This window comes from Mesorhizobium sp. B2-4-1, from assembly GCF_006442185.1.
In the GTDB taxonomy this organism is placed as follows: domain Bacteria; phylum Pseudomonadota; class Alphaproteobacteria; order Rhizobiales; family Rhizobiaceae; genus Mesorhizobium.
Genome location: NZ_VFVN01000010.1, coordinates 86,563 through 110,585, shown reverse-complemented (window position 1 = coordinate 110,585; position 24,023 = coordinate 86,563). Strand labels below are relative to the sequence as shown.

The 24,023-nt window shown below is 61.7% G+C and carries 19 protein-coding genes and 3 pseudogenes; 12 read left to right on the top strand and 10 right to left on the bottom strand.

The features are described from left to right. Positions 1–3: 3 nt before the first annotated feature. Together FJ949_RS23510 and FJ949_RS23505 are read right to left on the bottom strand one after the other, a co-directional pair. Positions 4–1,161, bottom strand: a complete 1,158-nt coding sequence (locus tag FJ949_RS23510; RefSeq protein ID WP_140499635.1) for a Xaa-Pro peptidase family protein — start codon at positions 1,159–1,161, stop codon at positions 4–6. Then, on the bottom strand, positions 1,161–2,360 hold the full coding sequence (locus tag FJ949_RS23505; protein ID WP_140499633.1) for a RidA family protein: 1,200 nt from the start codon (positions 2,358–2,360) through the stop codon (positions 1,161–1,163). Before FJ949_RS23505 ends, FJ949_RS23510 begins: the two co-directional genes overlap by 1 nt. 123 nt (positions 2,361–2,483) lie before the next feature. Here FJ949_RS23505 and FJ949_RS23500 point away from each other — a divergent pair, with 123 nt between their 5' ends. Further along, complete coding sequence (locus FJ949_RS23500; RefSeq protein ID WP_140499631.1) at positions 2,484–3,080, top strand: TetR/AcrR family transcriptional regulator; 597 nt, start codon at positions 2,484–2,486, stop codon at positions 3,078–3,080. 91 nt (positions 3,081–3,171) lie between these two features. Here FJ949_RS23500 and FJ949_RS30845 read toward each other — a convergent pair. The 5 genes and pseudogenes from FJ949_RS30845 to FJ949_RS23480 form a co-directional block, all read right to left on the bottom strand. Next, positions 3,172–3,405: pseudogene (locus FJ949_RS30845) on the bottom strand (transposase); the annotation flags it as partial. Positions 3,406–3,553: 148 nt separating this feature from the next. Further along, positions 3,554–3,812 (bottom strand): annotated as a pseudogene (locus FJ949_RS30840) (IS110 family transposase); the annotation flags it as partial. A 221-nt stretch (positions 3,813–4,033) separates the two neighbouring features. Further along, the gene (locus tag FJ949_RS23490; RefSeq protein ID WP_140499629.1) at positions 4,034–4,969 is read right to left on the bottom strand and encodes a choline/ethanolamine kinase family protein; all 936 of its coding nucleotides are present in this window, start codon (positions 4,967–4,969) and stop codon (positions 4,034–4,036) included. A gap of 9 nt (positions 4,970–4,978) precedes the next feature. Then, entirely contained in the window at positions 4,979–6,064 is a 1,086-nt protein-coding gene (locus FJ949_RS23485) for a phosphotransferase (RefSeq protein ID WP_140499627.1), read from the bottom strand. A gap of 132 nt (positions 6,065–6,196) precedes the next feature. Beyond that, entirely contained in the window at positions 6,197–6,961 is a 765-nt protein-coding gene (locus FJ949_RS23480) for a DeoR/GlpR family DNA-binding transcription regulator (RefSeq protein ID WP_140499625.1), read from the bottom strand. A 471-nt stretch (positions 6,962–7,432) separates the two neighbouring features. Here FJ949_RS23480 and FJ949_RS23475 point away from each other — a divergent pair, with 471 nt between their 5' ends. The 7 genes from FJ949_RS23475 to FJ949_RS23445 all read left to right on the top strand — a co-directional run bounded on the left by FJ949_RS23475 (position 7,433) and on the right by FJ949_RS23445 (position 17,377). Next, positions 7,433–8,986 carry an ABC transporter substrate-binding protein gene (locus tag FJ949_RS23475; RefSeq protein ID WP_140499623.1) on the top strand — a complete coding sequence of 518 codons (1,554 nt, stop codon included), beginning with the start codon at positions 7,433–7,435 and terminating at the stop codon, positions 8,984–8,986. Between the two features lie 57 nt (positions 8,987–9,043). Next, a complete protein-coding gene (locus FJ949_RS23470; protein WP_140499621.1) occupies positions 9,044–10,033 on the top strand; it encodes an ABC transporter permease in 990 nt (329 codons plus the stop codon). After that, complete coding sequence (locus FJ949_RS23465; RefSeq protein ID WP_140499619.1) at positions 10,033–10,947, top strand: ABC transporter permease; 915 nt, start codon at positions 10,033–10,035, stop codon at positions 10,945–10,947. Before FJ949_RS23470 ends, FJ949_RS23465 begins: the two co-directional genes overlap by 1 nt. Further along, on the top strand, positions 10,944–12,815 hold the full coding sequence (locus FJ949_RS23460) for an ABC transporter ATP-binding protein (RefSeq protein ID WP_140499617.1): 1,872 nt from the start codon (positions 10,944–10,946) through the stop codon (positions 12,813–12,815). The genes FJ949_RS23465 and FJ949_RS23460 overlap by 4 nt, the downstream gene beginning before the upstream one ends. 79 nt (positions 12,816–12,894) lie before the next feature. After that, positions 12,895–14,478, top strand: coding sequence for a GMC family oxidoreductase N-terminal domain-containing protein (locus tag FJ949_RS23455; protein WP_140499615.1), 1,584 nt, complete (start codon positions 12,895–12,897; stop codon positions 14,476–14,478). A gap of 34 nt (positions 14,479–14,512) precedes the next feature. After that, entirely contained in the window at positions 14,513–15,949 is a 1,437-nt protein-coding gene (locus FJ949_RS23450; protein ID WP_140499612.1) for an aldehyde dehydrogenase, read from the top strand. Between the two features lie 18 nt (positions 15,950–15,967). Then, a complete protein-coding gene (locus FJ949_RS23445) occupies positions 15,968–17,377 on the top strand; it encodes an amidohydrolase (protein WP_140499610.1) in 1,410 nt (469 codons plus the stop codon). A gap of 41 nt (positions 17,378–17,418) precedes the next feature. On the opposite strand, the gene FJ949_RS23440 is transcribed toward FJ949_RS23445, so the two are convergent. Further along, entirely contained in the window at positions 17,419–18,270 is an 852-nt protein-coding gene (locus tag FJ949_RS23440; RefSeq protein ID WP_181172145.1) for an ISNCY family transposase, read from the bottom strand. 199 nt (positions 18,271–18,469) lie between these two features. Between FJ949_RS23440 and FJ949_RS23435 the strand changes: the two genes are divergently transcribed. Both FJ949_RS23435 and FJ949_RS23425 read left to right on the top strand, forming a co-directional pair. Next, entirely contained in the window at positions 18,470–19,363 is an 894-nt protein-coding gene (locus FJ949_RS23435; RefSeq protein ID WP_140499605.1) for a S8 family serine peptidase, read from the top strand. Between the two features lie 424 nt (positions 19,364–19,787). Then, a complete protein-coding gene (locus tag FJ949_RS23425) occupies positions 19,788–20,561 on the top strand; it encodes a hypothetical protein (RefSeq protein WP_140499601.1) in 774 nt (257 codons plus the stop codon). Between the two features lie 904 nt (positions 20,562–21,465). On the opposite strand, the pseudogene FJ949_RS30835 reads toward FJ949_RS23425, so the two are convergent. Continuing rightward, positions 21,466–21,902 (bottom strand): annotated as a pseudogene (locus FJ949_RS30835) (transposase); the annotation flags it as partial. A 12-nt stretch (positions 21,903–21,914) separates the two neighbouring features. Here FJ949_RS30835 and FJ949_RS23420 point away from each other — a divergent pair. Further along, positions 21,915–22,205 carry an FCD domain-containing protein gene (locus FJ949_RS23420; RefSeq protein WP_140499599.1) on the top strand — a complete coding sequence of 97 codons (291 nt, stop codon included), beginning with the start codon at positions 21,915–21,917 and terminating at the stop codon, positions 22,203–22,205. On the opposite strand, the gene FJ949_RS23415 is transcribed toward FJ949_RS23420, so the two are convergent. After that, on the bottom strand, positions 22,165–23,172 hold the full coding sequence (locus tag FJ949_RS23415; RefSeq protein WP_140499597.1) for a LysR family transcriptional regulator: 1,008 nt from the start codon (positions 23,170–23,172) through the stop codon (positions 22,165–22,167). The genes FJ949_RS23420 and FJ949_RS23415 overlap by 41 nt on opposite strands. Before the next feature lie 122 nt (positions 23,173–23,294). On the opposite strand from FJ949_RS23415, the gene FJ949_RS23410 reads away from it, so the two are divergent. Beyond that, the gene (locus FJ949_RS23410; protein WP_140499596.1) at positions 23,295–23,993 is read left to right on the top strand and encodes an HAD-IA family hydrolase; all 699 of its coding nucleotides are present in this window, start codon (positions 23,295–23,297) and stop codon (positions 23,991–23,993) included. The last annotated feature ends 30 nt before the right edge of the window (positions 23,994–24,023 follow it).

Below are 24,023 nucleotides of genomic sequence, written 5' to 3'. Positions count from 1 at the left end.
GGCTCAGCCCGCGACGATGATGTCGCGCGGCGTGCGGGACAGCACCTCCGCACCGGCCGTGGTGACAAGCACATTGTCGATGATGCGGGCGCCAAGGCCTTCGGCGCCGATATAGACCGGCGGCTCGATGGTGACCACCATGCCGGCCTTCAGCATGTGCGGGCTGTCGCCGATCATGTGCAGCGGCTCGGCCCAGCTCGGCGGAAAGCCTGGCCCCAGCGCATAGCCGGACGTGTGGACACGGCAGGCTTCGAGCCCGGCCTCGCCGATGACGGCGCGGGCCGCCTGGTGCGGCACGGTTGCCGGCACGCCGTCGCGAATCGCCGCGATCATGGCGTCGCCGGCGCGCAGCACGATGTCGTGCAGTTCGGCCATGCGCGGCGTCGGCTTGCCCAGCGCGAAATTGCGGCCGATGGTGGCTGTGTAGCGGTTGAAGGTGGCGCCGAATTCGAGATTGCCGAAATCGCCATGTTCAAGCCGGCGCGCGGTCGGCGCGCCGTGGCTGTAGGCGGAGCGCGGGCCGGAGACGAGGTTGATCGGGCTGGCGGCGATGCCGCTGCCGTTGCGCAGCAAGGTCTCGTGGATGGTGCCGGCCAGCGCCAGTTCCGACAGGCCCGCCGCGAACTCGCCGGCAAAACGCTCCATGCCAAGGTCGGCAAGGGCCGCCGCGCGCCTGATATAAGCGATCTCGGCCGGCGACTTCACCAGCTTCAGGCCGGCGATCAGTTCCGTCGCCTCGGCAAGCAAGGTATCGCCGATGACGGCGCGAAGGCCGAGACAATGATGTGGGTGAAGATAGTAGGCCGGCACTTCGAGGCCGACGCGCCTGCCTAGCACGTCGTGGCGCCGCGCCACGTCGGCGAAGGCCGCGACCGGATCCTCGTTCTCGCCGCCGCCGAAGCCATGCACCTCGTCGGCACCTGAATCCGTTTCGAATTCGTGCACTTCGCCCTGGCGTGTCAGCACGACGAGCGGCTCGTTGCGCGCGCCGACCAGCAGGCATTGGAATTCCTGGTAGCTCTTGGCGTCGCTGCCGGTCAGCCAATGGATGGAGGCGGGGTGAACGGCAATCAGCCAGTCGAGGTCGCGTGCGGCCATGGCGGCGCGGACACGCGCCAGACGATCGGCGAATTCGGCGGCGGTGAAATCGTGTTTCGACATTAGCCTCGCGTCACCGCCATCGCCTCGATCTCGATCAGCAGGTTCTCGAAGGCAAAGCCGGCGACGCGGATCGCAGTCACCGCCGGACCGGGCTCGGGGAAGAATTCGCGCTGCACGCGGGCAATCACCGCGCGCGTCGCCTCGATCCCGGCCCAGCTGCCTTCGGCGTGATAGTAGATATAGAGCTTGGCGACGTCGCTTTCGTCGAGCCCGCCTTCGGCCAGCGTGCGGCGGATGAACTCGAAGACGTTGCGGGTCTGCGTCTCCATGTCGTCGCCGACGGCCTGCGCCTTGTTGTCGGCCGAGATCTGGCCGCCGATCAAGGCGAGCCCGCCAATCTTCCAACCTTGCGTGAACTGGGTGTTGGGAATGCTCCAGTCCCAATGGTTGGCCGGCTGCAGGCGCTGCTTGTCGTCGCCGAGCATGCCGATGCCCTCGACCTGGATCAGTTCGCCGGCATTGCCCATGCCCTGGATGCGCAGTCCGGCACCGGCCGCCGAAGGCACCGACATGTAGCGGCGGCGCACATTGGTCATCTTCTCCCAGTAGTCGGTGACCTCGCGGCCTTCGCCGAAAAAGCGGAAATAGGTGTTCTGGCGCATCAGGCTGTGGCGGTCGCCGCCGCCCGACCGCAGCATGGTGTCGAGGTTGCGGAAGGCCTCGTCGGTCTGCACCTCGATGTCGCCGAGCCCGAGCACATTGCCTTCGGCATCGAGCGAGCGCTGGCCGCCGACAAACAGCATGTCGCCGACCTTCCAGCCATGGACGAAGGGCAGCTCCCTGCGCCAGCGCCAGTGACCCGGGGGGTCGAGCAGTTCGCGCTTGCCGCCGATCACCACCCAGGCGTCGACCATCAGCAGCGCGCCCTCGCGGTCGAGGCCGCAGCGGATTTCGGTGGTGGTCGGGCCGGGAGCGGTGAAACAGCCGGCGCGCACGGCATCGAGTTCGTCGAGCAAGGCGCCCACGGCATCGGCCTTGCAACTGAAATAGATGTTGTGCTTGACCACATCGGTCATGCCGGCGCCGGCCTGGGCGAGAAGGGCCGCCAGCCGATCGAAAATGACGCGCGCCTGACCCGTTATGCCGGTTGCGACGATATTGCCGCTGGCGTCCGTCGCCATCAGCCCGCCGATGAAGACCAGGTCACCGGCGCGGACGGCCTGCGGCGCCGATCCTTCGATATCGCTGAATGTCCGCATCCGCACCACGTATCCTCCCGCTGATTTTCTACTTACTTACCTGCAAGTCAGTGTTCCGTCAAATGCTGGGGATGCAGCAAAGCTTCGGCGTCCACGGCCAAAGCATTTGGCTATGATGGAAGCATGGACGAGACCGACACCAGACAGGCGATCAAGGATACGGCGCTGGAGCTTCTGGTGCGCCACGGCTATCGCGGCACCAGCTTCGGGGATATTTCGGCGGCGCTCGGCACGACGCGCGCCAACATCCACTATCATTTCGGCAACAAACAGGCGCTCGTCGACGAGGTGCTTGACGACTACATGCAGGCGACGCTGAGCGGCTTGCGGGCTGTCTGGTCGCATGAGGGGTCAAGCCTCGAGGAGCAGGTCGAGGCGATGATCGCCTACAGCCGCGCCCGCTTCCGGCATTTCAACCCAGCCGGCACAGAAGGGCAAAACTGGAGCCTGATTTCGAGGCTGCGGCAGGATGCCGACCTCCTTGATGCCGACGGCCAGAAGATGCTCGGCCATTTCAGCGCGGAGCTCTCGGCGTTGTTTGCCGGCGCGCTGTCGGCGGCGGGCCGGCGCGGCGAGTTGTCGCCGAATGTCGTGCCCGGCGACGCCGCGCTGCTGTTCGCGGCGATCGCCGACAACGCCGCGCCAATTACACTGGGCGAAGGTGGCTTTGACGCGTTGGAGAAGACCTATCGCAGCCTGATACGGATGATCCAAATCTGACTCACCGAAACGACAATGTGAAACCCCATGTTATAGCAGTGAGCCTCGCTTCCTCTGACATTCTGTCTGAAGAATTGGTCGTCTGCTCGGCTTACCTTGAGACATTCTCGGTTGCTGGCTTAATCAGCCCCGCAAGTGTGATCTTGGTCATGAGCTTGTGCTTGGACTTGTCGTGGTGGCGATAGTCCTTCCAGCGGAAGCTGACCAGAACTCCATGATCCAGGCTCACGAGGCGGCTGTTGGCGATGGCGACGCGGTAGGTGTAGCGACCAAGGTAGGCGAGGACCTGTTTTGGACCGCCGAACGGGGGCTTGGCGTAAACGACCACTCGATCCGCTTCAGTCCAGCCAGTTGGGCGCAGAAAGTAGCAGGGTCGGCCAGGCTAGCGAGATCGCTGAAGAAGCGAAGCTGGCCGGCGTCGAAGGCGTCTCGGAGGCGCTCTAGGAATAGGCGGTGACAATCGGGCGGTTACTCTATGCTGATGGTTTCGTCAGGAGAGCTCCTTCTATAACGACTCCGGAATTCACGTATTTCCACAGCGCAACAAACAGTTTCCGAGCGAGGGCGACCATGCCGCCTTCTTGCACCGGCCACCATTCGGGATGACTCGCGCCCTGAACCACTGGCTCAGTGCGAATTGGGTTGATGGGGCACCCAGACCCACGCAACCTAGACAAGCGTCGGCCGGAGCCTAGGATTGCCGGACTTCGAGACTCCCTGCTCGCAATTAATTAATCTGCCCACTCTGCTCAACCGGCCACGGTCTTCCTCCTCCGGCGTTGGCACTCGCAACATTGCGCAAACCCGAGGCTCCCGCGGTTGTGGCCAACAACGAAGCTGACGGACTGCTTTCAGCGCAGAAAGCAGTCATTCCACCGGTGGCCTCCACTGCCCAGATGTAGCAACAATCCTCGAATGGCAAGGGAAGCCTCGAGCCAGAAGCTGGCGGGCTCCTACAGGGACGTGAGGGCGCGGTCCCAATATGGATTCTGAAGGGTCGAGCGCAGGCGCATCTGCTTCCACACGCCGTATTTGTAGAAGTCGAAGTCGATGCTCGAGGTAATGTTCTGGACCATGCACCACAGCGACCATTTCAAGTCGCCCAGCATCTGGTAGACAAACATGCGCGCCTTGGTGCTGGCTTCGACGCGACCGAAATAACATTCGATCGCCTCATCCTGCATCGCGTCGCTCAGGACCATTTCCCCACACCAGGTGGCGAGATCGCAGCAGCGGTCGTTGTTCGACGCGTATTCGAGGTCGACGATCAGGATCCTGTCTTCAGTCAGCAGGAAGTTAGCTGGTGCCGGATCGTTGCAGCAAGGAACGATGTCCAGTCCTGACGCTTCCAGCGCGGCGCGAGCGGTGCGGTACTTCATGTGAATGGTAGGAAAATCGTGCGGGAAGGCCGCCCCGAGCTCACGCAATTGAACGATATGTTCATCGATCATGTCAAACAGGGTCTTGGTTAAGCGAAGCGGGGCAGAATTGTTGAAGGTGCGGAACAAGTTAATAGTGGGCGCCCTAATCTCGGCGGAGTGGAAGTCGCGGGTGGTGCAGGGACGAGACCGCTCTACAAAGTCGCTGATTTCCACGCCGCGGTCGCTGAGATCACTATAGATCCGAGGCCCGATGCCAAGTTCGTGCGCGCGCCTGCCGGCCTCGAGCGAAGCGCTCCGATCGATAAACTTCTCGGTCCCGGGGCCTGGCATCTTAAGGAAAAACGTCTGACGCTCACCTCCGATCCTGACGTGCCAGTTAGAATTGCTAAAGCCCCCGAAGATTGGCCGGTAAAAGATGTCTTTGCCCTGCCATGGGGGTACCAAGGAAAGCATTGTTTCCAATGCCAGTTCGGAGGCCGATTGGCCTTCTCCGCACTTCCGTTCCATGAAGGGTTCTCAGAGCATTCGGGCGTACGAGCCGAAATCGAGGCTTCCGAGCGCGGCGCGGCAGCGGATGAAGCGCCAGAACCCGTAGCGGTAAAACTCGACATCCTTGCGCTGCGAGGTGGCGTCCATCACGAGACCCCAGAGACCCCATGCGAGATCGTCGGCGATCGCGTAGAGACGCACGCGACGGAGACTTGCCGGCCTCGGCGTGCCTTCGAACATTTCGAGGGCCGGGAGGAAGTCCTTCTCGTCTTCGAAAACCTCGTTGATCAGGATCCCGATCTCATAATAGGGGTCGACGTTGCCGGCACCGTCGAAGTCCACGAGCTCGATGCGACCATCCGGCCCGATGAGGATGTTCGAGGCCAGGCCGTCGGCATGGGAGGGCACACTGTCGACCCCCGATGCGGCGATCATGCGCTCAAAGCGCAAAACCTGCTCGAACAGGACCGGAAGGTCGGGAGGAGCCTGGGCCACGAGCCGATCGCATTCCTGCTTCAGCGCGCGGATCCGGTCGAACGGCGACACCGGGATCGTGAAGCGCAGTCCGCCGTGGACCCTGCGCTTAACACCTATCACCTCATTGAGGACGTCCAGCTTTTTCAGGTCGCTGACACGGGCGGTCGCCCAGCCGTCGCGATATTCCATGATGCAGGTCGCGCGCCGCGCATCGATGGCAAGGATCTTGGGCGCGCAGCCGAGGCCGGCCGCTTTGCGCTGCGCATCGAAGGATGCGGCCGCATCGATGAAGCGGCGCTGGTCGGGCTGGATGGTTTTGAGCAGGAGCGACGGATGCTGGCCATCGACCGACAGAAGCAGGCGGGTGCTGTCCACGCCACGATGCGACGGGACGAGAATGCCCGGCTCCATCTCCTGTGCCGATCTGCACAGCTGCGGTCCGGCACCAGAGCAGGCGGGCTCGTCGGGCGTCACAAGACAGAGGTCGGCCGGCGCCGTGAGGTCATCCGCAAAAAGGGAACGGACTTCTTTTGTTGCGGACGGGAGACGATGAATGTCCGTCGGGCCGATGCGGCGATCCATACCCTTTCGCGACAGACCAATTTCCATGAAGCCAGCGGAACCCTTGTAATCCAAGCAAGCACAACCGACCAGCGACGGCCCGTCCACGAAAGGGAGCGGGGGACAGGCGCGCCAGCAGGAAACGCAATGCTATATCTATGCGGGCGTGAGTAAAGTGCCGACGTGCCTATCGGCGCCGAGATGCACTTAAACGCGGATGAGGTCGACGCCCAGTTCGGCGAAGCGCTGGACGAATTCTTCGCCGACACCCTTAGTGGTGATGACATGTTGGGCGTCGGCAAGGCCGAATGCACGAACCGAGCCGAAGCGTCCGAACTTCGATCGATCGGCTACCATGACGGTGGTGCCGGCCTGACGCCTCGCCTCATCGTGCAGTGCAACCTCGTCCTCACCAAAGCCCATGAAGCCGTGATCGACATGGACGGCGCTGGCACCCATCAAAGCCAGGTCGAACCTGTGCCCTTTCAGCGCGGTAATGGTAGAATGCCCGAATGTGGCCTGATATTCCGGCACCATCGGACCGCCGAGCACGCGGACACTGGTGCCCCAGCCGTGGGAGAAAAAATGCGCCGCAATGGCGATGGAGTTCGTGAAGATCGTCAGGTCTGCATGCTTGTCAAGGTGCTTCACGCAGGCCAGCGTAGTGGTTCCCGAACTGACGAAGATCTTCATACCGTTCTGGATAAGGCTGGCAGCCCTTTCGGCGATCAAGTTTTTTTCCGGCGCATTGACCCGGCTGCGCTCGCCAAACGGCTTGTCCCCCTCTTTTGGCGTCAGTACCGCACCGCCGTAGACGCGCCGAGCCAAGCCATTTGTTTCGAGTAGACGCAGATCGCGCCGGATGGATTCCGGACTGACTTCGAGGCGATCGGCGAGCAGATTGACACTCGCGCGCTCATTCGCGCGCAGTATTTCCAGGATTTTTTCCTGGCGAAACTCAGAAAATCTCATGGACCGAATCTGCCTGTGACCATTTGGGTCTTTCCGGACTTAACATATCCCCGAGCACGTCGAACACTGCGAGATGCCGGAAGACCGAAAATCCCGGCGCCAAGCTAGCCGACATGCTCAAACCAGTCAAATCCGTCTTAGTCGCTCAACAGTCCTAGGGTCTAACAGCCTTGAGATTTAGACCTGTTCGGGACTGGGCACTCGCCGAGAGTAGGCCAAGCCGCGCTTGACCACAGGCAAATGTGTCGATATTGGTGTTTTTGACCGATTTGTGTGTTTTGAGAAATTGGATCGGTTTGAGGATGGATCTGGCGTCCAGTCAGGATTTGGAAGGCTCGTCTGGCAATGGCGAATAAGTGCCATGCTGCAGGTCGAAGCATGGAGTTCAACGGGCCGGCGCCGAGCAGGTCCTAGAAAACTAAACCGCACATCGGCAAAACAACTGCCGATACAAAAAGGGGAACAGGATCAATGATTACGCGTAGAGACATTATGGTTGGCGCGGGCGCGCTTGGCGTGGCCGGCGTGCTCGGCAAGCTCGCGGTGCCGGCCAATGCGCAGGGCAAGAAGTCACTCGTGCTCGCGTCGATGGGGCCCGTCACGGGTAATTGGGATCCGACTTCCCACACGACCCTTGGTCAGGGCAATTTCGAAAAGTTCGTCTTCAATGCGTTGACGCGTGCCCCGATGCGGGACGGCGAGGCGGACCTGCTCGAACCCGCGCTGGCGGAAAGCTGGAAGCTGATCGACACCAACACGTTCGAGTTCAAGCTGCGCGACGGCGTGAAATTTCACGACGGCAAGGAATTCAGCGCCGAGGACGTAAAGGCGACGCTCGAATACTCCTGCGACCCGGCCCGCCCGGCGGCTTCCTTTTGCCCCGGAAAGGTCGATGTCGAAATTGTCGATCGCCTTACGGTGCGACTGCACACCGAGAAGCACGGCTATCCGGCATCGGCTTGGTGGTTTATTTCAAGCGTGATCCCGATCCTCTCGGCGAAGGATGTTGCTGATCCGAAGATTCTCCAAAAGCGTCCGAACGGCACGAACGCCTTCAAGTATGTCGAGACCAACGGCGACAAAAATATTCTTCAGGCCTATGACGACTTCTTCGGCGGGCGTCCGAAGATCGATGAGGTCGTCTATGCCTATGTTCCGGATGCCAACACGCGGGTTCTCGGCCTCTTGAACGGCCAGTACCACATCGCCGAACGTCTCGAGCCGGAACAGTACGCATCGCTCGCCGGAAATCCGAAGGTCACCACTCGCAAGGGTCTCACGACCGAGAACAAATATCTGCATTTTCGCTGCAACAAGGCGCCCTTCGACGATCCGCGCATCCGCCTGGCGGCATGCCATTCGATCGATCGCAAGCAGATCCTCGAACTGATGGGCGAAGCGGCGCTCGAGTCAAGCTGTTACGTCTCCCCGATGAAGTTCGGCTTCACCGACATCAAGGGATATCCAGACTACAATCCCGAGGAAGCGCAGCGTCTGCTGGCCGAAGCCGGCTTCCCGAACGGGGCGGGGCTGCCGCAGCTCGAATATATCACTTCGATCGGCTTCTATCCCAAGACCAAGGAGTATGGCGAACTGATCGCCGCGATGCTCCAGGAGCAGGGCTTCAACGTGCAGTTGACGGTGCTCGAGCCAGCGGCCTGGGAAGTGGCGATCTATCGCCGCGCCGACGGTCAGGGCCAGGGCCATATGTGCGACGTCGGCTGGATGACGCCGTCGCCTGAGCCGGACCTCGTCCTGCGGCCCAACTGGCACTCCAGCGCGGCGCTGATTTCGGGCATCAATGATCCCGAGATCGACGCGGTCCTGGACAAGGAGCGCAACGCGCCCAATCCGGAACAGCGGCTGAAGATCCTCACCGAGGAAACCTTCCCGACGATGGCCAAGAAAGTCCCAAGCTTCTCACTGTTCTCTGCGCTCACCTTCCACGGCGCCGCCAAGAACCTTGAAGGCGCGGTCTACCTGCCCTACGGACCTATCGACCTGTCGAAGGCGGATCTCGTCTAACCTTTGGCCCAGCAGCGTCGCCATCCGGCGGCGCTGCTCCTTCGTGAGCCTGCCGTTATGCTTTTTGCAATAGACTTCTTCGTTCGCCGTCTTGCCCAAGGCGTGATCATTGTGGCGGGCATCGCCCTGTTGATCTTCACCCTGCTGCGCGTGGTGCCCGGCGACCCCGTGCGGCTGATGCTCGGCCCGATGGTTTCGCAGTCCGTGGCGGAGCAGACGGCCAAGGAGCTCGGCCTCCGGGATCCGATAATCGTCCAGTTCGGGCGGTATATGACCCAGATCGTCCGCGGCGATTTCGGCCGATCCTTCGTGCGCAGCGCCCAGGGCGGCAGCACTGGAGGTTCGCGCGGCGAATCGACCTTCGATGCCAGCAACCGGGCGCCGGTCATTGATCTGATCGGCGCGACATTGCCCTACAGCCTGCTGCTGGCCGGCCTGGCCTTCCTGATCTCACTGTCGATCGCGGTTCCGCTCGGCATCTGGGCCGGCCTTAACGCGGGCAGGGCGCCCGACCGATTCGCGCTTTACCTGAGTTCGGTCCTCGTCTCGCTGCCCAATGTATGGCTCGGACTGGTGTTCATTTATTTGTTGTCGGCCAGGACTGGCTGGCTACCTGCAATCGGCTACGAGAACTGGACCTATGCGATCCTGCCGGCCTTGGTCCTGGCGGTGGAACTGATTCCGATCATCGTCCGGTCGCTCTCGGTTTCGGTCTCCTCCAACCTCCTCGAGCCCTATGTCTATGTTGGCCAAATCCGCGGGCTGACCCGACGGCGCATGATCTCGGCGCATGTTCTGCGTAACTCCGGGATACCCCTTCTGAACGTGTTGGGCATCCAGGCGGTCGGCCTGATCCTCGGCTCGCTGTTCGTCGTCGAATACCTCTTCAACTATCCGGGGATCGGCCTGCTCATGATCAATGCGGTGTTCCAGCGCGATTTCCCGATCATCCAGGCGATCGCGATCTTCGCCTGCGCCGGGCTCGTCGGTGTGAACATCCTCGTCGATTTCGCATCGACCACGATCGACAGAAGGCTCCAGTACTGATGTCCGAACACACCATCGTCGACGCGGAAGTCAGCGTTCCCCCAAAAGCCCGAAGCCTCGGCGCTAATATCTTCCTTCAAGCATTCAAGACGCCGGAGTTCCGGGTCGGGGCGGTCATTTTCATCGCCGTGATCCTGCTCTCGGTCGCCGCGCCGGGGCTGCTCGGCCTTTCCGCGACGAAATTCAACGTCGGCCTCAAGTTCTCGCCGCCCTGGCCTGCCGAAGGTTCGGTCTGGCCTCATTTCATAGGGACCGACCAGTTGGGCCGCGATCTTCTAGCCCGATCGCTGATCGGCCTGCGGAACGCCCTGATGATCGGCATTACGAGCGTCATCGGCATGTTCGTTCTAGGTTCGGCGGTCGGGATGGTGGCCGGCTATGTCGGCGGCTGGACCAACCTGATCCTGATGCGCATCACGGATGCGCAGATGTCGATCCCGGTGATCATCCTCGCCATCACCATCCTCGGCGTGACGCGGCCGACGCCGCTGACGGTCATCCTCGTCTTCATCCTCGCGGGCTGGCCAGGCTACGCACGCGTGGCGCGTAGCGTCACCATGTCCGAGCGGCGCAAGGAATATGTGCGCGCCGCCAAGATCCTCGGCGCATCGGACGTCCGGATACTGCTGGTGCATATCGCGCCGAACATCCTGCCCCCGATCGCATTCGTCGCCGTGCTCGACGTCGCGCGCATGATGATCTTCGAAGCCATCCTCGGGTTCATCGGCATCGGCATCCAGCCGCCCACGCCTACATTCGGGACGATCATCGCCGACGGCACCAAGTATCTCCTGAATGCGTGGTGGATCACCACCATTCCCGGCCTGCTGCTGGCGATATCGCTGTGCAGCATCAACCTCATGGGCGGTGCCCTTGAGCGCTCCCGCAACAAGCTACTCCAAGGTGTCCTATGAGCGGGGAGAGTGTAAGCATTCTCGAGATTTCGGGCCTGTCGGTCGATCTAGCGTTGCCAGGCGGCGCAAGGCGCGCTGTTCTTCAGGACGTCAATCTCTCGGTTTCCCAGGACGAGGTCCTCGGCATCATCGGTGAAAGCGGCTCGGGTAAGACCGTCCTGTCGCGCGCACTCGTCAACTGGATAAGCCCGCCGCTGGTCGTGACCGGCGGGACGATTGCCTACCATGGCCGCAACCTGTTCGATCTCGCGCCCGCCGAGATGCAGAGATTGCGAGGGCGCAAGGTGGCCTATATAGGCTCCGACCCTGGCAGCGCACTCGATCCGACCATCCCGGTCGGACAGCAGATCATCGAGAAGCTGCGCGCCGTCGAGCCGGGCATTTCGACTGCGGAAGCCAAGGCGCGCGTGCTTCGTGTCCTCGACGCGGTCCGCATTCCTTCCCCGGCGCAGCGCTTTCACGAATTTCCTTTCCAGTTCAGCGGCGGGATGATGCAGCGCGTGCTGATTGTCGATGCCCTGGTCACCAACCCTGACCTGCTCGTCGCTGACAACATCACGCAGCCGCTCGACGTGACGGTCGCCGCCCAGATTCTTCGCCTACTGAGGGATCTCCAGCGCGATTTTCGCACGGCGGTCATCTTCGTCTCCTCGGCGCTCGGTGTGGTTAACGAGATCGCAGACAACGTCCTCGTGCTCGCCGATGGCCGCGTGGTCGAGTGCCAGCAGACCCGTAAACTGATCGACGAACCCCAGCACAACTACACGCGCAACCTCATCAAGAGCGTGCCGCGCATCTGGGGCGCCGAGCAGGTCACCGCCGCGCCGGGCTTGGCCAAGGACGACACACGCGAAATCATCCTTTCGGTCCGCGACGTCTACCGTTCCTACGCAACCAAGGACCGTGAGAGGCTGTTTGCGTACCGGGTTGTCCAGGCCGTCCGGGGCGTCTCGTTCGACGTCTACAAAGGCGATAATCTTGGCATCGTAGGCGAATCCGGTTGCGGGAAGTCGACGCTTTCGCGTCTACTCAGCCGCCTCGAAGCACCCAATCGCGGCCAGATCCTGTTCAAGGGCCAGGACATCGCGCATCTCGGCCGAAAGAAGCTGCTTGATCTGCGCCGTCGGTTCCAGCTGCTGCTGCAGGATCCCTACAACGCCATCCCGCCACATTTGGCCATTGGCCGGACGATCGCCGAACCGCTGCGCATCCATGGCGGAATGAGCGCCAAGGAGATCGGCGAGAAGGTCGCCTACACGATGAACGAGGTGGGGTTGCGCCCCGAGCTGACGGACAAACTGCCGGTAGGGCTCAGTGCGGGCCAGCGGCAACGCGTCAACATCGCCCGCGCCATGGTGCTGGACCCGGAACTCCTGATCCTCGACGAGACGCTGTCGGCACTCGACCAAGTGGAACAGGGCAAGCTGCTCGATCTTTTCGAGCGTCTGCAGGCCCGCCACGGCATGACCTACATCTATATCTCGCACGATCTGAGCATGGTGCGCCGCGTCTGCAATCGCGTGGCCGTGATGTATCTCGGTCGCATCGCCGAACTCGCCGGCAACGAGGCGACGTTCTTCGATCCCGGCCATCCCTACACGCGAGCCCTGCTCAGTGCGGTTCCGGCGATCGAGCACAAGCCCTACGACACGGCGACCTATCTCCTTGAAGGCGAGCCGCCGGACCCCATCGACATTCCTTCCGGCTGCACCTTCCGCACACGCTGCCCGTTCGCTTTTGACCGCTGCGTCACGGAGGATCCGGCGCTGCTGAAACGAAGCGACGTGGATTACGCCGCGTGCCATCTCGTCGAGGCCGGCTTGTCGGCGCCAAGGCTGATGCCGGCGGTCGATCTGAGCGGCCCGTAACAGCGGCGCAGTCCCTGACCGTCCTGGGCGCCCCCGACCCCGGCGCGGTGCCCCGCAATCCCGATGAGGCAAGCGTATCATGGAATTCGACTATATCGTCGTAGGTTCGGGCAGTGCGGGTTCACCGCTCACCGCCAGGCTTGTCGAAAAGGGTGCGAGCGTCCTTCTCCTCGAAGCGGGCAAGCGCGAGAAGCTCCACCTGACGCGCGTACCGGCCGCGCTCATGTATACGATCGGTAACAACCGGTACGACTGGAACTACGTCACCGAGCCTGATCCGAGCCGTAACGGACTGCAGGAAGCCTGGCCGCGCGGGCGGGTTCCGGGTGGTTCGTCGGCCATCAACGGGATGATCTTCATTCGTGGCGCGGCCGGCGACTACGACGCTTGGGAGGCGCTGGGAAACAAGGGATGGGGCTGGGCCTCCGTGCTTCCCTATTTCCGCAAGATGGAGACGGCGGACGACGACAGGGACAATTCTCACCGCGGCGGGATGGGTCCGCTCCGGGTTTCATCGCTGCGCTGGAAACACCCACTATCGCAGAAATTCATTGACAGCTTCGTCAATGCCGGCGTGCCCCGCAACCCGGACCTGAACGGGAGCTCGCATGAAGGGGTCGCCTGGAATCAAGGGTCCACGACAGGGGGCTTGCGTCATTCGGCGTTCGACGCCTTCGTCCTCCCACGTCTCAAGGACAATAAGTTGACCTTCATGGACGACGCGCTGGTGGAGCGTATCGTCATGGAGGGTAAGCGGGCCTCGGGCGTGGACATCATGCGCGGGGACAAGACAATCCGGGCAACAGCACGCCGCGGTGTGGTCCTGTCTGCAGGCTCCATCAACTCGCCACAGCTCCTAATGCTTTCGGGCATCGGCGATCCGGCCGAACTGAGTCGCCATGGCATCGAAGTGCGCGTCGCCAGCCCCGACGTCGGGCGCAACCTGATGGAGCATCCGGGCCTCTATGTCCGCGCCGAAATGGACGTCAAGACGGGCAATGCCTATGCGTCGGCCCTGGGCCGGCTGCGCGCCGCCGGGCAGTGGGCGCTGTCGCGCAGTGGCGTGCTGAGCGTGCCGACCGCGCAGGTGCTCGCCTTCCTCAAATCCACACCCGAGCAGGAGGTGCCCGACCTCCAGTTCCACCTCTTCCCGTTCGGCTATTTCAGCGAAAGCGGACGCCTGCGCGTCCCCACGCGCAATCTCGTCACCATTCTGGCGAACGTGAATTACCCCAAGAGTACTGGCCGTCTGGAACTACGCAGCAGCGATCCGCGCACGCCGCTCGCGATTTATCCGCGGCTCCTCGACCACCCAGACGACCTGGACTGCGTTCTACGCGGACTGGCCTGGATTCGCCGCCTTGCTTCGACGCCGCCATTCGGAAACCACGTGCGCGAGCTGATCGACGTGCCGCCCGAGGGGGCCGGCCGCGATGCGGAGGAGCAGTATGTGCGCAAGGCAACGGTCCCCTTCCTTCACCCGGTCGGGACCTGCCGGATGGGGATCGACGATAAGGCGGTGGTGACGCCGGAACTGCGCGTGCGCGGCACCGAGAGGCTGTGGGTGGCGGATGCCTCGATCTTTCCGCGCCACATCGCGGGCAACACCAACGCGACTGCAATCATGATCGGCGAGCGGGCGGCGGATCTCATCCATCCCTGATCCCAGGCAAGCCGGAACAGGAGCCAGACGGGCAATGACCAGGAATTTCAAGCACAATTTCATCGGCGGCAGGCGCGTCGACCCGCTCGGCCCGGAGTCCATCGAAGTTCGTTCGCCCTACGACGGCAGCCTGGTCGGCACGGCTCCGCTCGCCGCACAGGCGGACATCGACCTTGCCGTCGACGTGGCGCGCAAAGCGTTCGACGAAGGGCCGTGGCCGCGCATGCCGGTAGCCGAGCGCATCGCGGTCATCCGTAAATTCACCGACCTCTACGAGGCGCGGTCCACGGAATTTGCCCGACTGGTCACGGCAGAAATGGGCGCTCCCGCGTGGTTCGCCGCGGCGATCCAGGCCCTGATCCGTGATCAGGGCCTGGCTTATCTGACCGCGGCCGAACACTATCCCTGGGAAGTGAAGCGCGAGGGCTTCCCGAAAGGGACGTCCATCTGGATCCGCGAACCAGTCGGCGTGGTTGCCGCCATCATCCCCTGGAATGCACCGCATCAGGTCGCGCTAGCGAAACTCTTTCCGGCTCTGCTTGCCGGATGCACGGTGATTCTGAAATTGGCGCCGGAGACGGCGATTGACGGCCAATATCTGGGCGAACTTTTCAGCGAAGCCGGACTGCCGGACGGCGTGCTGAGCATCCTGGTAGCGCACCGGGAAGTGAGCGAGTATCTCGTCACGCATCCGGGAGTGGACAAGATCGGCTTTACCGGGTCGACCGCCGCCGGAAGCCGCATCGCCAGCCTCGCCGGTGCGCAGCTGAAGCGAGTCAGCCTAGAACTGGGTGGCAAGTCCGCGGCGCTCGTCTTAGACGACGCGGATATCGGCGAAACGGTCGAGGCGCTGCGTTACCGCTCGTTTCCGAACAACGGCCAGGTCTGCGTTGCGCAGACTCGGATACTCATATCGCGCCGGCGCCACGATGCCTTCACCTCGGCGCTGGTGGACAATGTTACGGGTATGAAGATCGGGAATCCGGCCGACCCGCAAACTTTCCTCGGTCCGGTTGCTGCCGAGCGCCAGCGCCAGCGGGTCAGTGACTACATCCAGTCTGGGCTGGAAAGCGGCGCGGAACTTGCGACGGGCGGCCTTGGAATGCCGGAAGGCATCAATCACGGCGCCTTCGTGAAGCCGACGGTTTTTGCCAATGTCGACAACAACTCACGCATCGCCCAGGAGGAGATCTTCGGCCCAGTCGTCTGCGTCATCCCCTATGACGGGGTGGATGAGGCAGTGCGGCTCGCCAACGAGTCGGAGTACGGTCTCTCCGGTTCGGTTTGGACGAACGATACTGACCAGGGTCTGGCGATCGCCCGCCGCATCCGCAGCGGCGGGCTGACGATCAACAACGCGGCCTCGGACCTGCTCTCCCCCTTTGGCGGCTTCAAGCGAAGCGGCGTGGGACGCGAGTTCGGCCCGGAAGCCATCAATCACTACATCGAGCACAAGACTGTCGCAGTCTGAGGGAGTTCCGGAGCGATAATGAGCAACGGCCATGGAATATGGATGCATGTCGACGGTCAGGCCGGGCGCTTCATCGAACTGAGCGACAGGGTTTGGGAAACGCCCGAACTGAACTATCAGGAACATCGGTCGTCGGCCGAGCATCTGAAGGCGCTTAACGATCAGGGCTTCCGAGTTGCTACCGGCCTTGCCGGCATGCCGACGGCCATCATGGGCGAGGCAGGCGAAGGCGGCCCGGTCATCGCCTTCCTCGGCGAGTTCGATGCATTGCCGGAGTTAAGCCAGGAAGCCGGCGTAGCGGAACACCGGCGTCTTTCCGGCAATGGACCGGGACATGGCTGCGGACACAATCTGCTCGGGGCCGGCGCACTGCTCGCCGCTACGGCGACGAAGGATTGGCTGGCCGCGAACAGCCTGCCCGGGCGTGTACGCTATTATGGCTGCCCGGCCGAGGAGGGCGGATCGGGCAAGGCGTTTATGGTTCGCGACGGGGTTTTCGCTGACGTCGACGCGGCGCTTTCCTGGCACCCCTTCTCGTTCGCGGGCGTAATGGAGCCGGCCTCGCTCGCTTACGCGATCCTTGATTTTTCTTACACTGGACGGTCCGCCCATGCTGCGGGCTCGCCGCATCTCGGCCGCAGCGCGCTCGACGCCGTTGAGCTGATGAGCGTCGGCGTCAACTATCTGCGCGAACACATCCCCTCCGATTGCCGGGTTCATTACGCCTATCTCAATGCGGGCGGTCCGGCGCCGAACATCGTGCAGGCGGCCGCAATTGTGCGCTACATGGTTCGGTCGCCGCGAGCCTCCGAGGTGTTGATGCTAGTCGAGCGGGTCAAGCGCATCGCGGAGGGTGCAGCGCTGATGAGCGAGACACAAGTGGAGTCGCGCTTTGTCTGTGCGATGAACAGCCTGCTTGGCAATCGCGTTATGGAGGGAGCGATGGCGCAGAATTTCGAGATGCTGGGGCCGCCGGAATTCGATGCGGCTGACCAAGCGTTCGCGGGGCAGATCCAGGCCACGCTGACAAGGGAGCACATCCAATCAGCCTATGCGATGTTCCGGCTTCAGGAGAGTGACAGCGCTCTCAGCGACGGTATCGTCGGCGCCGCTTCCGGTGGCAAGCAGATGCTTGGATCGACTGATGTCGGCGATGTGAGCTGGGCCGTACCGACCGTGCAGGCATATGGCGCGACCTATGCCATCGGCACGCCTTTGCACACATGGCAAGTAACGGCGCAGGGCAAATCGCCACATGCACACAAGGGCATGATCCATGTTGCCAAAGCGCTGGCGGCGACGGCGGCGGACCTCTTTAGCCACCCCGATCTGCTAGCTTCAGCTAAGGAGGAACATGCAGCAAGGTTGGCGCGCGATCCCGCAGTACAGATCCTGCCGCCCCACCTCGCGCCCCCGTTGGACGGCTAGATGTATGATGCCGGGCATCGTGCTCATCTTTGTCGTCCTAATCAAAGGAACCGCTGGAGCGAAGCGACATACTTTGCCCGAAGATGGGCGGCCTCGATGTCGGCAATTCCGGCCAGCGCCAGCTCCCTCGGCAGCCGATCCTGCAAGGTGGAGAACATCCGCTCCGAGCGGCCTCGCGCTTCAGGGGAATAGGCTGGAATATGTTCGATACCCAGCCGCTCGAGCGCCCGGCCGACCTGGGTCAGCCGGCTTTTGTCGACCGCCTCGCCGGCCTTCAGCGTCACGAAATAGTGGCTGCCGCGATCGCTGTAGAGGCTCGATGGCAATCCCTTGGCGACGAATGTCTCCAGAAGGCCCTGAAAGCTCGACGCCGTGCCTTCCTCCTCGATCAGGAAAGCCGAATAGATCGTGCTCGTCGCATCGTCCATCGTCACGATCAGGTCCAGCATCGGCTCACCCGCCAGCCATCGATGACGGCTGCCATCCTGATGCAGCATCATCCCCTCGCAAGGCTTCCTCTCCCGCTTGCGCCGGTGAGCACCGCGCCGCTTGGCCCGTTCCACAAGGCCCGCCGCGTGGAGCTGCGTCTTGATGAAGGTGTAACCCCAGCTGAAATGGTGATCGCGCAGCAGGTGCTCGTGGAAATGCTTCACATTCCAGCCGAGGTAGCGATGACGGTAAAGCTCCAGCATCTCCTCAATCGCTTCCGCCGGCACCCGACGCGTCGAAAGCTTGCCCAAGCGCCGATCCAGCAACCCTGCTTCCCCAGCCTCTTCGTACCGGTCGCGGTAGCGTCGGAATTGCCGCTCCGACATGCCAAGCAACTCCCCTGCCTCCATCATCGAAAGATCGCCGCCATTCCAGCGCTCCAAAACGTCCCGAAACTTCTGCATTCTCCGGTCCTGTAGCCACGCTGCCCGCTTCATCCCCAGCCTCCATCCGCTGGCGATAAAACCGGACAACTCACGTGCTACCTAATCCGGACAACTCATCTGCTTACGACATTGCAACCGGATGGGGTTGCGTTATTCCTTGCGGCGTGTAGGATAAAAAAGATGCTGGGAGGTCGATCGCGACGATCGTCCAACGCAGATGGCGCCCTCTGCTTCTTTAGCCTTAGTCAGCCTCACCGCGTTGATGGAACGCGGCAGCGGTAGCCCGGAAGTGAAGATCGGGCTCATCGATGGACCTGTCGTTACCCAACATCCCGATCTGACAGGCGAACACCTCCACGAGATCCTCGGAAGCAGCGGTGGCACATGCACCCAAGCTAACAGCGCGGCGTGCCTACATGGAACGTTTGTGGCCGGCATCTTATCGGCCCGGCGGAGTTCCGCTGCGCCCGCCATTTGCCCCGACTGTACCCTACTCATACGCCCTATTTTCACCGAGACGACCGCCGGGCGCGAACATATGCCCAGTGCAACACCCCGGGAGCTTGCCACGGCGATTGTCGAATGCATTGGCTCAGGCGCGCGAGTAATCAATTTAAGCCTCGCCCTTGCGCAACCTTCAGTTAAAGACGAGCAGGCGTTGGAAGAGGCGCTCAATCTCGCCGTCAGCCGCGGCGTCATAATCGTTGCAGCTGCGGGCAACCAAGGCACGCTTGGAAGTTCCGCCATCACCCGCCACCCGTGGGTCATCCCGGTGGTGGCCTGTGATTTTCGAGGTAGGCCGATCGACGAATCGAACCTGGGTAGTTCCATCGGCAGGCGGGGTTTTCGCGCGCCCGGCGACAGCATTACCAGTCTCGGCAGCGAGGGCCAGTCGCTTGCGCTCGGTGGAACAAGTGTTGCGGTGCCCTTTGTGACCGGTGCGATTGCACTTCTATGGTCGGAATTTCCTTCTGCGACCGCGGTACAAATCAAGCTCGCCCTGACCCAAGCTTCCACCTCGCGACGTGCTTCCGTCGTTCCACCTTTACTGGATGCCGCGGCGGCCTACCAAGTACTATTGGTGACAAATGGGAGGAGGCGAACAGCGTGACAAAGGCAAATGAAGGCAACGACTCGCCAAACCAGAGCGAACATCCGCCTTACCGGGTACGCCTGCCTGGATTTATCACCGACGAGGAAATCGGGTTAGGCGATGCGGTTGGACGAGCTACCTCCTATCTGGGGATACAATCCTGCGGAGGCTGTGAACGCCGGGCGGCCGCGCTAAACCGCCGGTTTGTCTTCACCGGCCGTGCCCATTAACCCAGATCCATTGATCTGTGATGTGATGAATGAGGATTACTATGGAACAAGAATCGACAGAACGGTCGACAGGTCATGATGAGGCAAGATGCGATGCCGCTGTGTTCACGGCCGCCTACGGTCCCGCTGGGGAGGAAAACCTCCGATCGTCGTCGACCTCTCCACTCTCGAGGGAGACGCCCTGCCCAACCTGCGCAGGAGGCGCGAACTCCATGTCCCTCTCTTATGTTTACGCCATTGGTCGGGTCGAAGCGCGTTTCCCGAACCTCGCCGCGGAAAAGGAATTTGCCCAGGCGACAGGACGCACGGAGACCGCCGGGAAGACCGATCAACAGACCTTCTACGCCGTGCTATCCAAGCGCGAGCACCGCTACCTAGTGCGCCAACTATGCTGGGTCCTGACCATCCAGGGGCTGGAAACTTACCTACTGCAGCCACGCGATCCGGCGGACATTGATCTGCTGGTGGAAGCCACTCGTCCCGCCCCTAGCCCTAATGACATCGATGTTGTCATCGGTATGCGCGGTCCCATCGCGCCGCCGCAAATGTGTAATGGCCTGATGGTACCCATCGTCGCATTCGATCAAATCTACTCCTTCGACCGCGACGCCCTTATCAAAGCCATCCCGAAGCCGGAGAAAACCACTGCCCAGCAGTTCGGACCGGCGGCCGAGGAACTGTTCGGCAGGATCATGCAGCTGACGGACAATGCCGGCGCGACCGACGAGCACCGCGCCTTGAACTACCTGGCCATGCGCTATCCCGCTATCTATGGCAAGGCCGCTGAGGAATTTGGGCGGGACTTTTCGTTGACCGGGGTGGAAGTGCGCCCCTCGCCCTTGAGCGCCACCCGCAACATCGTTGACGTGATCTTCTCTTATACCAACCGCAACAGCGATTTTACAGAGAAGTTCTCTACGCGCTGCGACGTAACCGAAGAATTTCCGTTCCTCGTCGCGAAGATGTCGCCGTACTATGACCGTTAAATCTAAGTAAGTGTAAGGAGATACAAAATGAATATGCCTGGATTTACTGCAGAAACATCGCTATGCAAGACGAGAGGTCACTACCAATCTGCAATAAACCAACCACACAACAATATTGGAGAAGGAGTGATGGCTCAATTGCGCGGCGGCGGCGGAGGCATGATTGGGGGAGGTGGTGTGCTCTTTGGGTTTTGGTCATGCCTTGCATGTACTACTGCTTGTTCAATACTTACTGCTGGCGATATACCGGCATGTTTGACCGCATGTTATGCGTCTGGCTTCTGCTAAGCGCAATTCAGAAGCTTCGTTCGCAAGATCCGGATCGCCCGTTCATGCGGGCGCTCCTTGGTTAAAGCGTTCCTGCATGTTGGCGGACTGAAGGAGACCCCGTTTGTGTCGACAAATCGGGAGTTAGTCTGGTCAAATGCTATGATCGATAAAACCAACAAAGGAGGCGATCAAAATGAATATTCCTGGATTTGCTGCAGAAGCCGCTCTCTTACAAGAAAGAACCGGGCGCTACCGACTCATGCGATTTCCGATTCAAGCAGGGCCAATTACGCCGAGTCATGAAGGACGTTTCCGCAAACCGGTGAATCCCCAAGCGCTGAATTGGGGAGGAAGTCGACCGGGGAGCTGTGTGGACCGTTGTTTGGCGTCGTGCCCAAGGGACTCCGTCGGTGGAATCGAGGTCGCGTGTGCCCTCAACTGCCTTTGGATCTGCTCCGGATCTCGAGTTCTTGGGTATGCTTCCTTTGCCGCCACCTGAGTGCCGGTGCCCGTGGGCAAAGTTGGCGTCCGCGGACCCCATCCTAGTGGCAATCCGTATCGACATTTTCTTTTGAGGTATTTTGATAGTCACTTCCTCCTCTCGCTCAGCCAAACCGGTTGAGAACCGCTTCTCCATGCCGATCTCGATGTCGACCATGTTGAGCCAACTGGCGTGCTTGGGCGCATAGTGGAATTCGATGCGCCTGAGCAGGCGGCGCGCTTCCGATGACGGGAAGGCCGCATAGAGGACGGCGGGCGTGTGTCGACAGATTGACCAGCACGATCTGATGTACTCGGCCTTTGGGAAGTGGAGATCGACGAGTGCATGCAGAGCGCGAAGTCATCGGAGGTTCGCCGCTCGGTCACCTTGACGTTCCCCCATGACCGATGGGCATCGAGGCAAACGAAGAGATTGGCGGTTCCGTTGCGGCGATACTTCGTAATCGATACGCTGCGGCTTTCGCGATGCGGCGCCGTTCGGCTGGCGAAGTTCGCCGATGAGCTGGATCGGGCTCTTGTCGAACAAACGACCGGTCGTCGGGGGATCGGGAGCTGAGACGCCTGGTCGAGGCGCAGCGCCAGATGACGCATGATCCCGTCCGGTTGCAGATTTCCGACGCCGAATTCCACCACGCCATCTATCGGGCCGACGGCAATCCGCTTGTGGCCGATTTCTGCACGAGATTGTATTCGTTCGGCCTGGAATTCCGCCGCCGGGTGCTTTCGGCGGACGGCGCCGTGTCACTGAGCGTCCACGATCACACCCGAATACTCGACGGCTTTGAAAAGGGCGATGCCGCCGCAGCCGCTGGAGCAATGGAGAAGCACCTTATCAGAATCCACCGCACGATGCTGGATGTGATGAACTCCTGATCGGATTACGGACATTTTCCTGGCGCGCTGGATCGGCACCAAATTCGAGGCCAGGATACTGCGCGTCGACGCGCTTCATATCGGTGGTGAATTCGGCATCCATCCAATCGCAGATCTCGGAAACTACAGGGGTCTCCTGCTTGCGGGCGATGACCAGTTCGCACGTCCGGCCGGTCTTCATGACCGGGCCTACCGGCACCAGGACCCCGCGCGCCAGGTGATGCGACACGACGTTGAGCCAGCCGAGAGCCACGCCCTGCCCGAGCAGGGCGGCCTGGACCACGACTGTATAGTCCGAAAACTGCAGCCCGCCCGCCGTGCCATTTGCCGTGTTCTCCGAAAACAGGCCCGACCAGTCCGGTTCTGCCGTGCTGAGATTGATGATCCTGTCGAGCGCCGGCATGAATGCGCCGGTGGGCGCCTGTTTTTCCGGCAGGTGAGGAGCGCGGATCGGCACCAGCAATTCCGGCATCAGCTTGCGCGCGACGTGCCGGGCGTTGCTGCCATGATCAAAGCGCATCGCAATATCGACACCGTCCACGGCTCCGCCAAGCGGTCCGCTGATCAGCTGGAAGCGGATATCGACTTTCGGGAATCTCGACTGGAACAGCGCCAGCCTGGGCATGAACCAGTGCGTGGCGAAGGCAGACGACACCGAAAGAACCACTGTCCGCATTCCCGACTGCCTTGACTGCTGCACCCGCAGGACTGTTCGCTCGATTTCGTCGAAGCTGCCCGAAATTCCCGAAAAAAGCACGCTGCCCTGCTCCGTCAGGACGGCGCCGGAAGCGGTCCGGTGGAAAAGCACGACGCCCAGATGGGCCTCCAGCCGCCCGATCGTGCGACTGACAGCCGGGCCGGTGACGCAAAGTTCCTGTGCGGCACGAGCAAAGGTCCCGCAGCGTACGGCCGCCTCGAAGGTCACGAGCGCATTGAGCGAAGGAAGCAGGTGTCGAAGGCGGGACATTACAAAATGTAAGCTCCCCGATCAGCATTTGTGGAATTGCGGCGACGCACCCTCTTCTGTTCATTGAACGCAAGCTTCCGCCGGTCGGAAGCCGGTTTCAGCGTGGAAGAGAGGCAGGTCTGATGTCCTTCAAGCAATTCAAAGTTTTGACATTCGACGTCGTGGGGACGCTCATCAATTTCGAGAAAGGCATTCTCGACGCGTTCCGCTCGATCGGCGGAAAGGCTGCCGAGGGGCTGAGCGACGACGATCTCTTCGCCCCCTATCTTGAAGGGCGCGTCGATCATCCCGGCCGCTCCAGCCAGGTGATGGCGGACGTCTACCTCCATGTGGCGCATAAGCTCGGCCTGCCTGCGGACCAGCGCTCGGCCGACGCTTTCCAGATTGCCGTGCTGCGCTGGCCGGCATTCGAGGATTCCGCCGAGGCACTCAAGCGGCTGCGCCGGCATTTCCGCCTGGTCGCCATGACGAACGCCGACCGCGTCGCCTTCAGCGCCTACTCGCACACGCTGGGGACCCCTTTCCACGATGCCGTCACGATGGACGACGCCAGATGCGCCAAGCCTGACCCGCGCTTCTTCTCGCATAATCTCGGGCGGCAATCCGCCTTCGGCTATCGCCAGGAAGACATACTGCACGTTGCACAGAGCCAGTATCATGATATCGGCGTTGCCCGCTCGCTCGGTTACAAGGTCTGCTGGATCGAGCGGCGGATGCACCAGGAAGGCTATGGCGGCACACCGCATCCGGGCGAAGTGACGAAGCCGGATTTCCATTTCGCCACACTGCGCGACCTCGCCGACGCCGTCGAGCGGGAATAGCTCCGCCGGCGCCCAAGGGAGGACGATGCC

Bases quoted from the DNA above. Each gene is read 5' to 3' on its own strand.
- FJ949_RS23475 (WP_140499623.1), top strand. From the start codon at position 7,433: ATGATTACGCGTAGAGACATTATGGTTGGCGCGGGCGCGCTTGGCGTG.
- FJ949_RS23445 (WP_140499610.1), top strand. From the start codon at position 15,968: ATGAGCAACGGCCATGGAATATGGATGCATGTCGACGGTCAGGCCGGG.
- FJ949_RS23505 (WP_140499633.1), bottom strand. From the start codon at position 2,360: ATGCGGACATTCAGCGATATCGAAGGATCGGCGCCGCAGGCCGTCCGC.
- FJ949_RS23500 (WP_140499631.1), top strand. From the start codon at position 2,484: ATGGACGAGACCGACACCAGACAGGCGATCAAGGATACGGCGCTGGAG.
- FJ949_RS23415 (WP_140499597.1), bottom strand. From the start codon at position 23,172: ATGTCCCGCCTTCGACACCTGCTTCCTTCGCTCAATGCGCTCGTGACC.
- FJ949_RS23470 (WP_140499621.1), top strand. From the start codon at position 9,044: ATGCTTTTTGCAATAGACTTCTTCGTTCGCCGTCTTGCCCAAGGCGTG.
- FJ949_RS23410 (WP_140499596.1), top strand. From the start codon at position 23,295: ATGTCCTTCAAGCAATTCAAAGTTTTGACATTCGACGTCGTGGGGACG.
- FJ949_RS23465 (WP_140499619.1), top strand. From the start codon at position 10,033: ATGTCCGAACACACCATCGTCGACGCGGAAGTCAGCGTTCCCCCAAAA.
- FJ949_RS23480 (WP_140499625.1), bottom strand. From the start codon at position 6,961: ATGAGATTTTCTGAGTTTCGCCAGGAAAAAATCCTGGAAATACTGCGC.
- FJ949_RS23420 (WP_140499599.1), top strand. From the start codon at position 21,915: ATGACGCATGATCCCGTCCGGTTGCAGATTTCCGACGCCGAATTCCAC.
- FJ949_RS23450 (WP_140499612.1), top strand. From the start codon at position 14,513: ATGACCAGGAATTTCAAGCACAATTTCATCGGCGGCAGGCGCGTCGAC.
- FJ949_RS23440 (WP_181172145.1), bottom strand. From the start codon at position 18,270: ATGCAGAAGTTTCGGGACGTTTTGGAGCGCTGGAATGGCGGCGATCTT.
- FJ949_RS23425 (WP_140499601.1), top strand. From the start codon at position 19,788: ATGTCCCTCTCTTATGTTTACGCCATTGGTCGGGTCGAAGCGCGTTTC.
- FJ949_RS23460 (WP_140499617.1), top strand. From the start codon at position 10,944: ATGAGCGGGGAGAGTGTAAGCATTCTCGAGATTTCGGGCCTGTCGGTC.
- FJ949_RS23490 (WP_140499629.1), bottom strand. From the start codon at position 4,969: ATGGAACGGAAGTGCGGAGAAGGCCAATCGGCCTCCGAACTGGCATTG.
- FJ949_RS23510 (WP_140499635.1), bottom strand. From the start codon at position 1,161: ATGTCGAAACACGATTTCACCGCCGCCGAATTCGCCGATCGTCTGGCG.
- FJ949_RS23435 (WP_140499605.1), top strand. From the start codon at position 18,470: ATGGCGCCCTCTGCTTCTTTAGCCTTAGTCAGCCTCACCGCGTTGATG.
- FJ949_RS23455 (WP_140499615.1), top strand. From the start codon at position 12,895: ATGGAATTCGACTATATCGTCGTAGGTTCGGGCAGTGCGGGTTCACCG.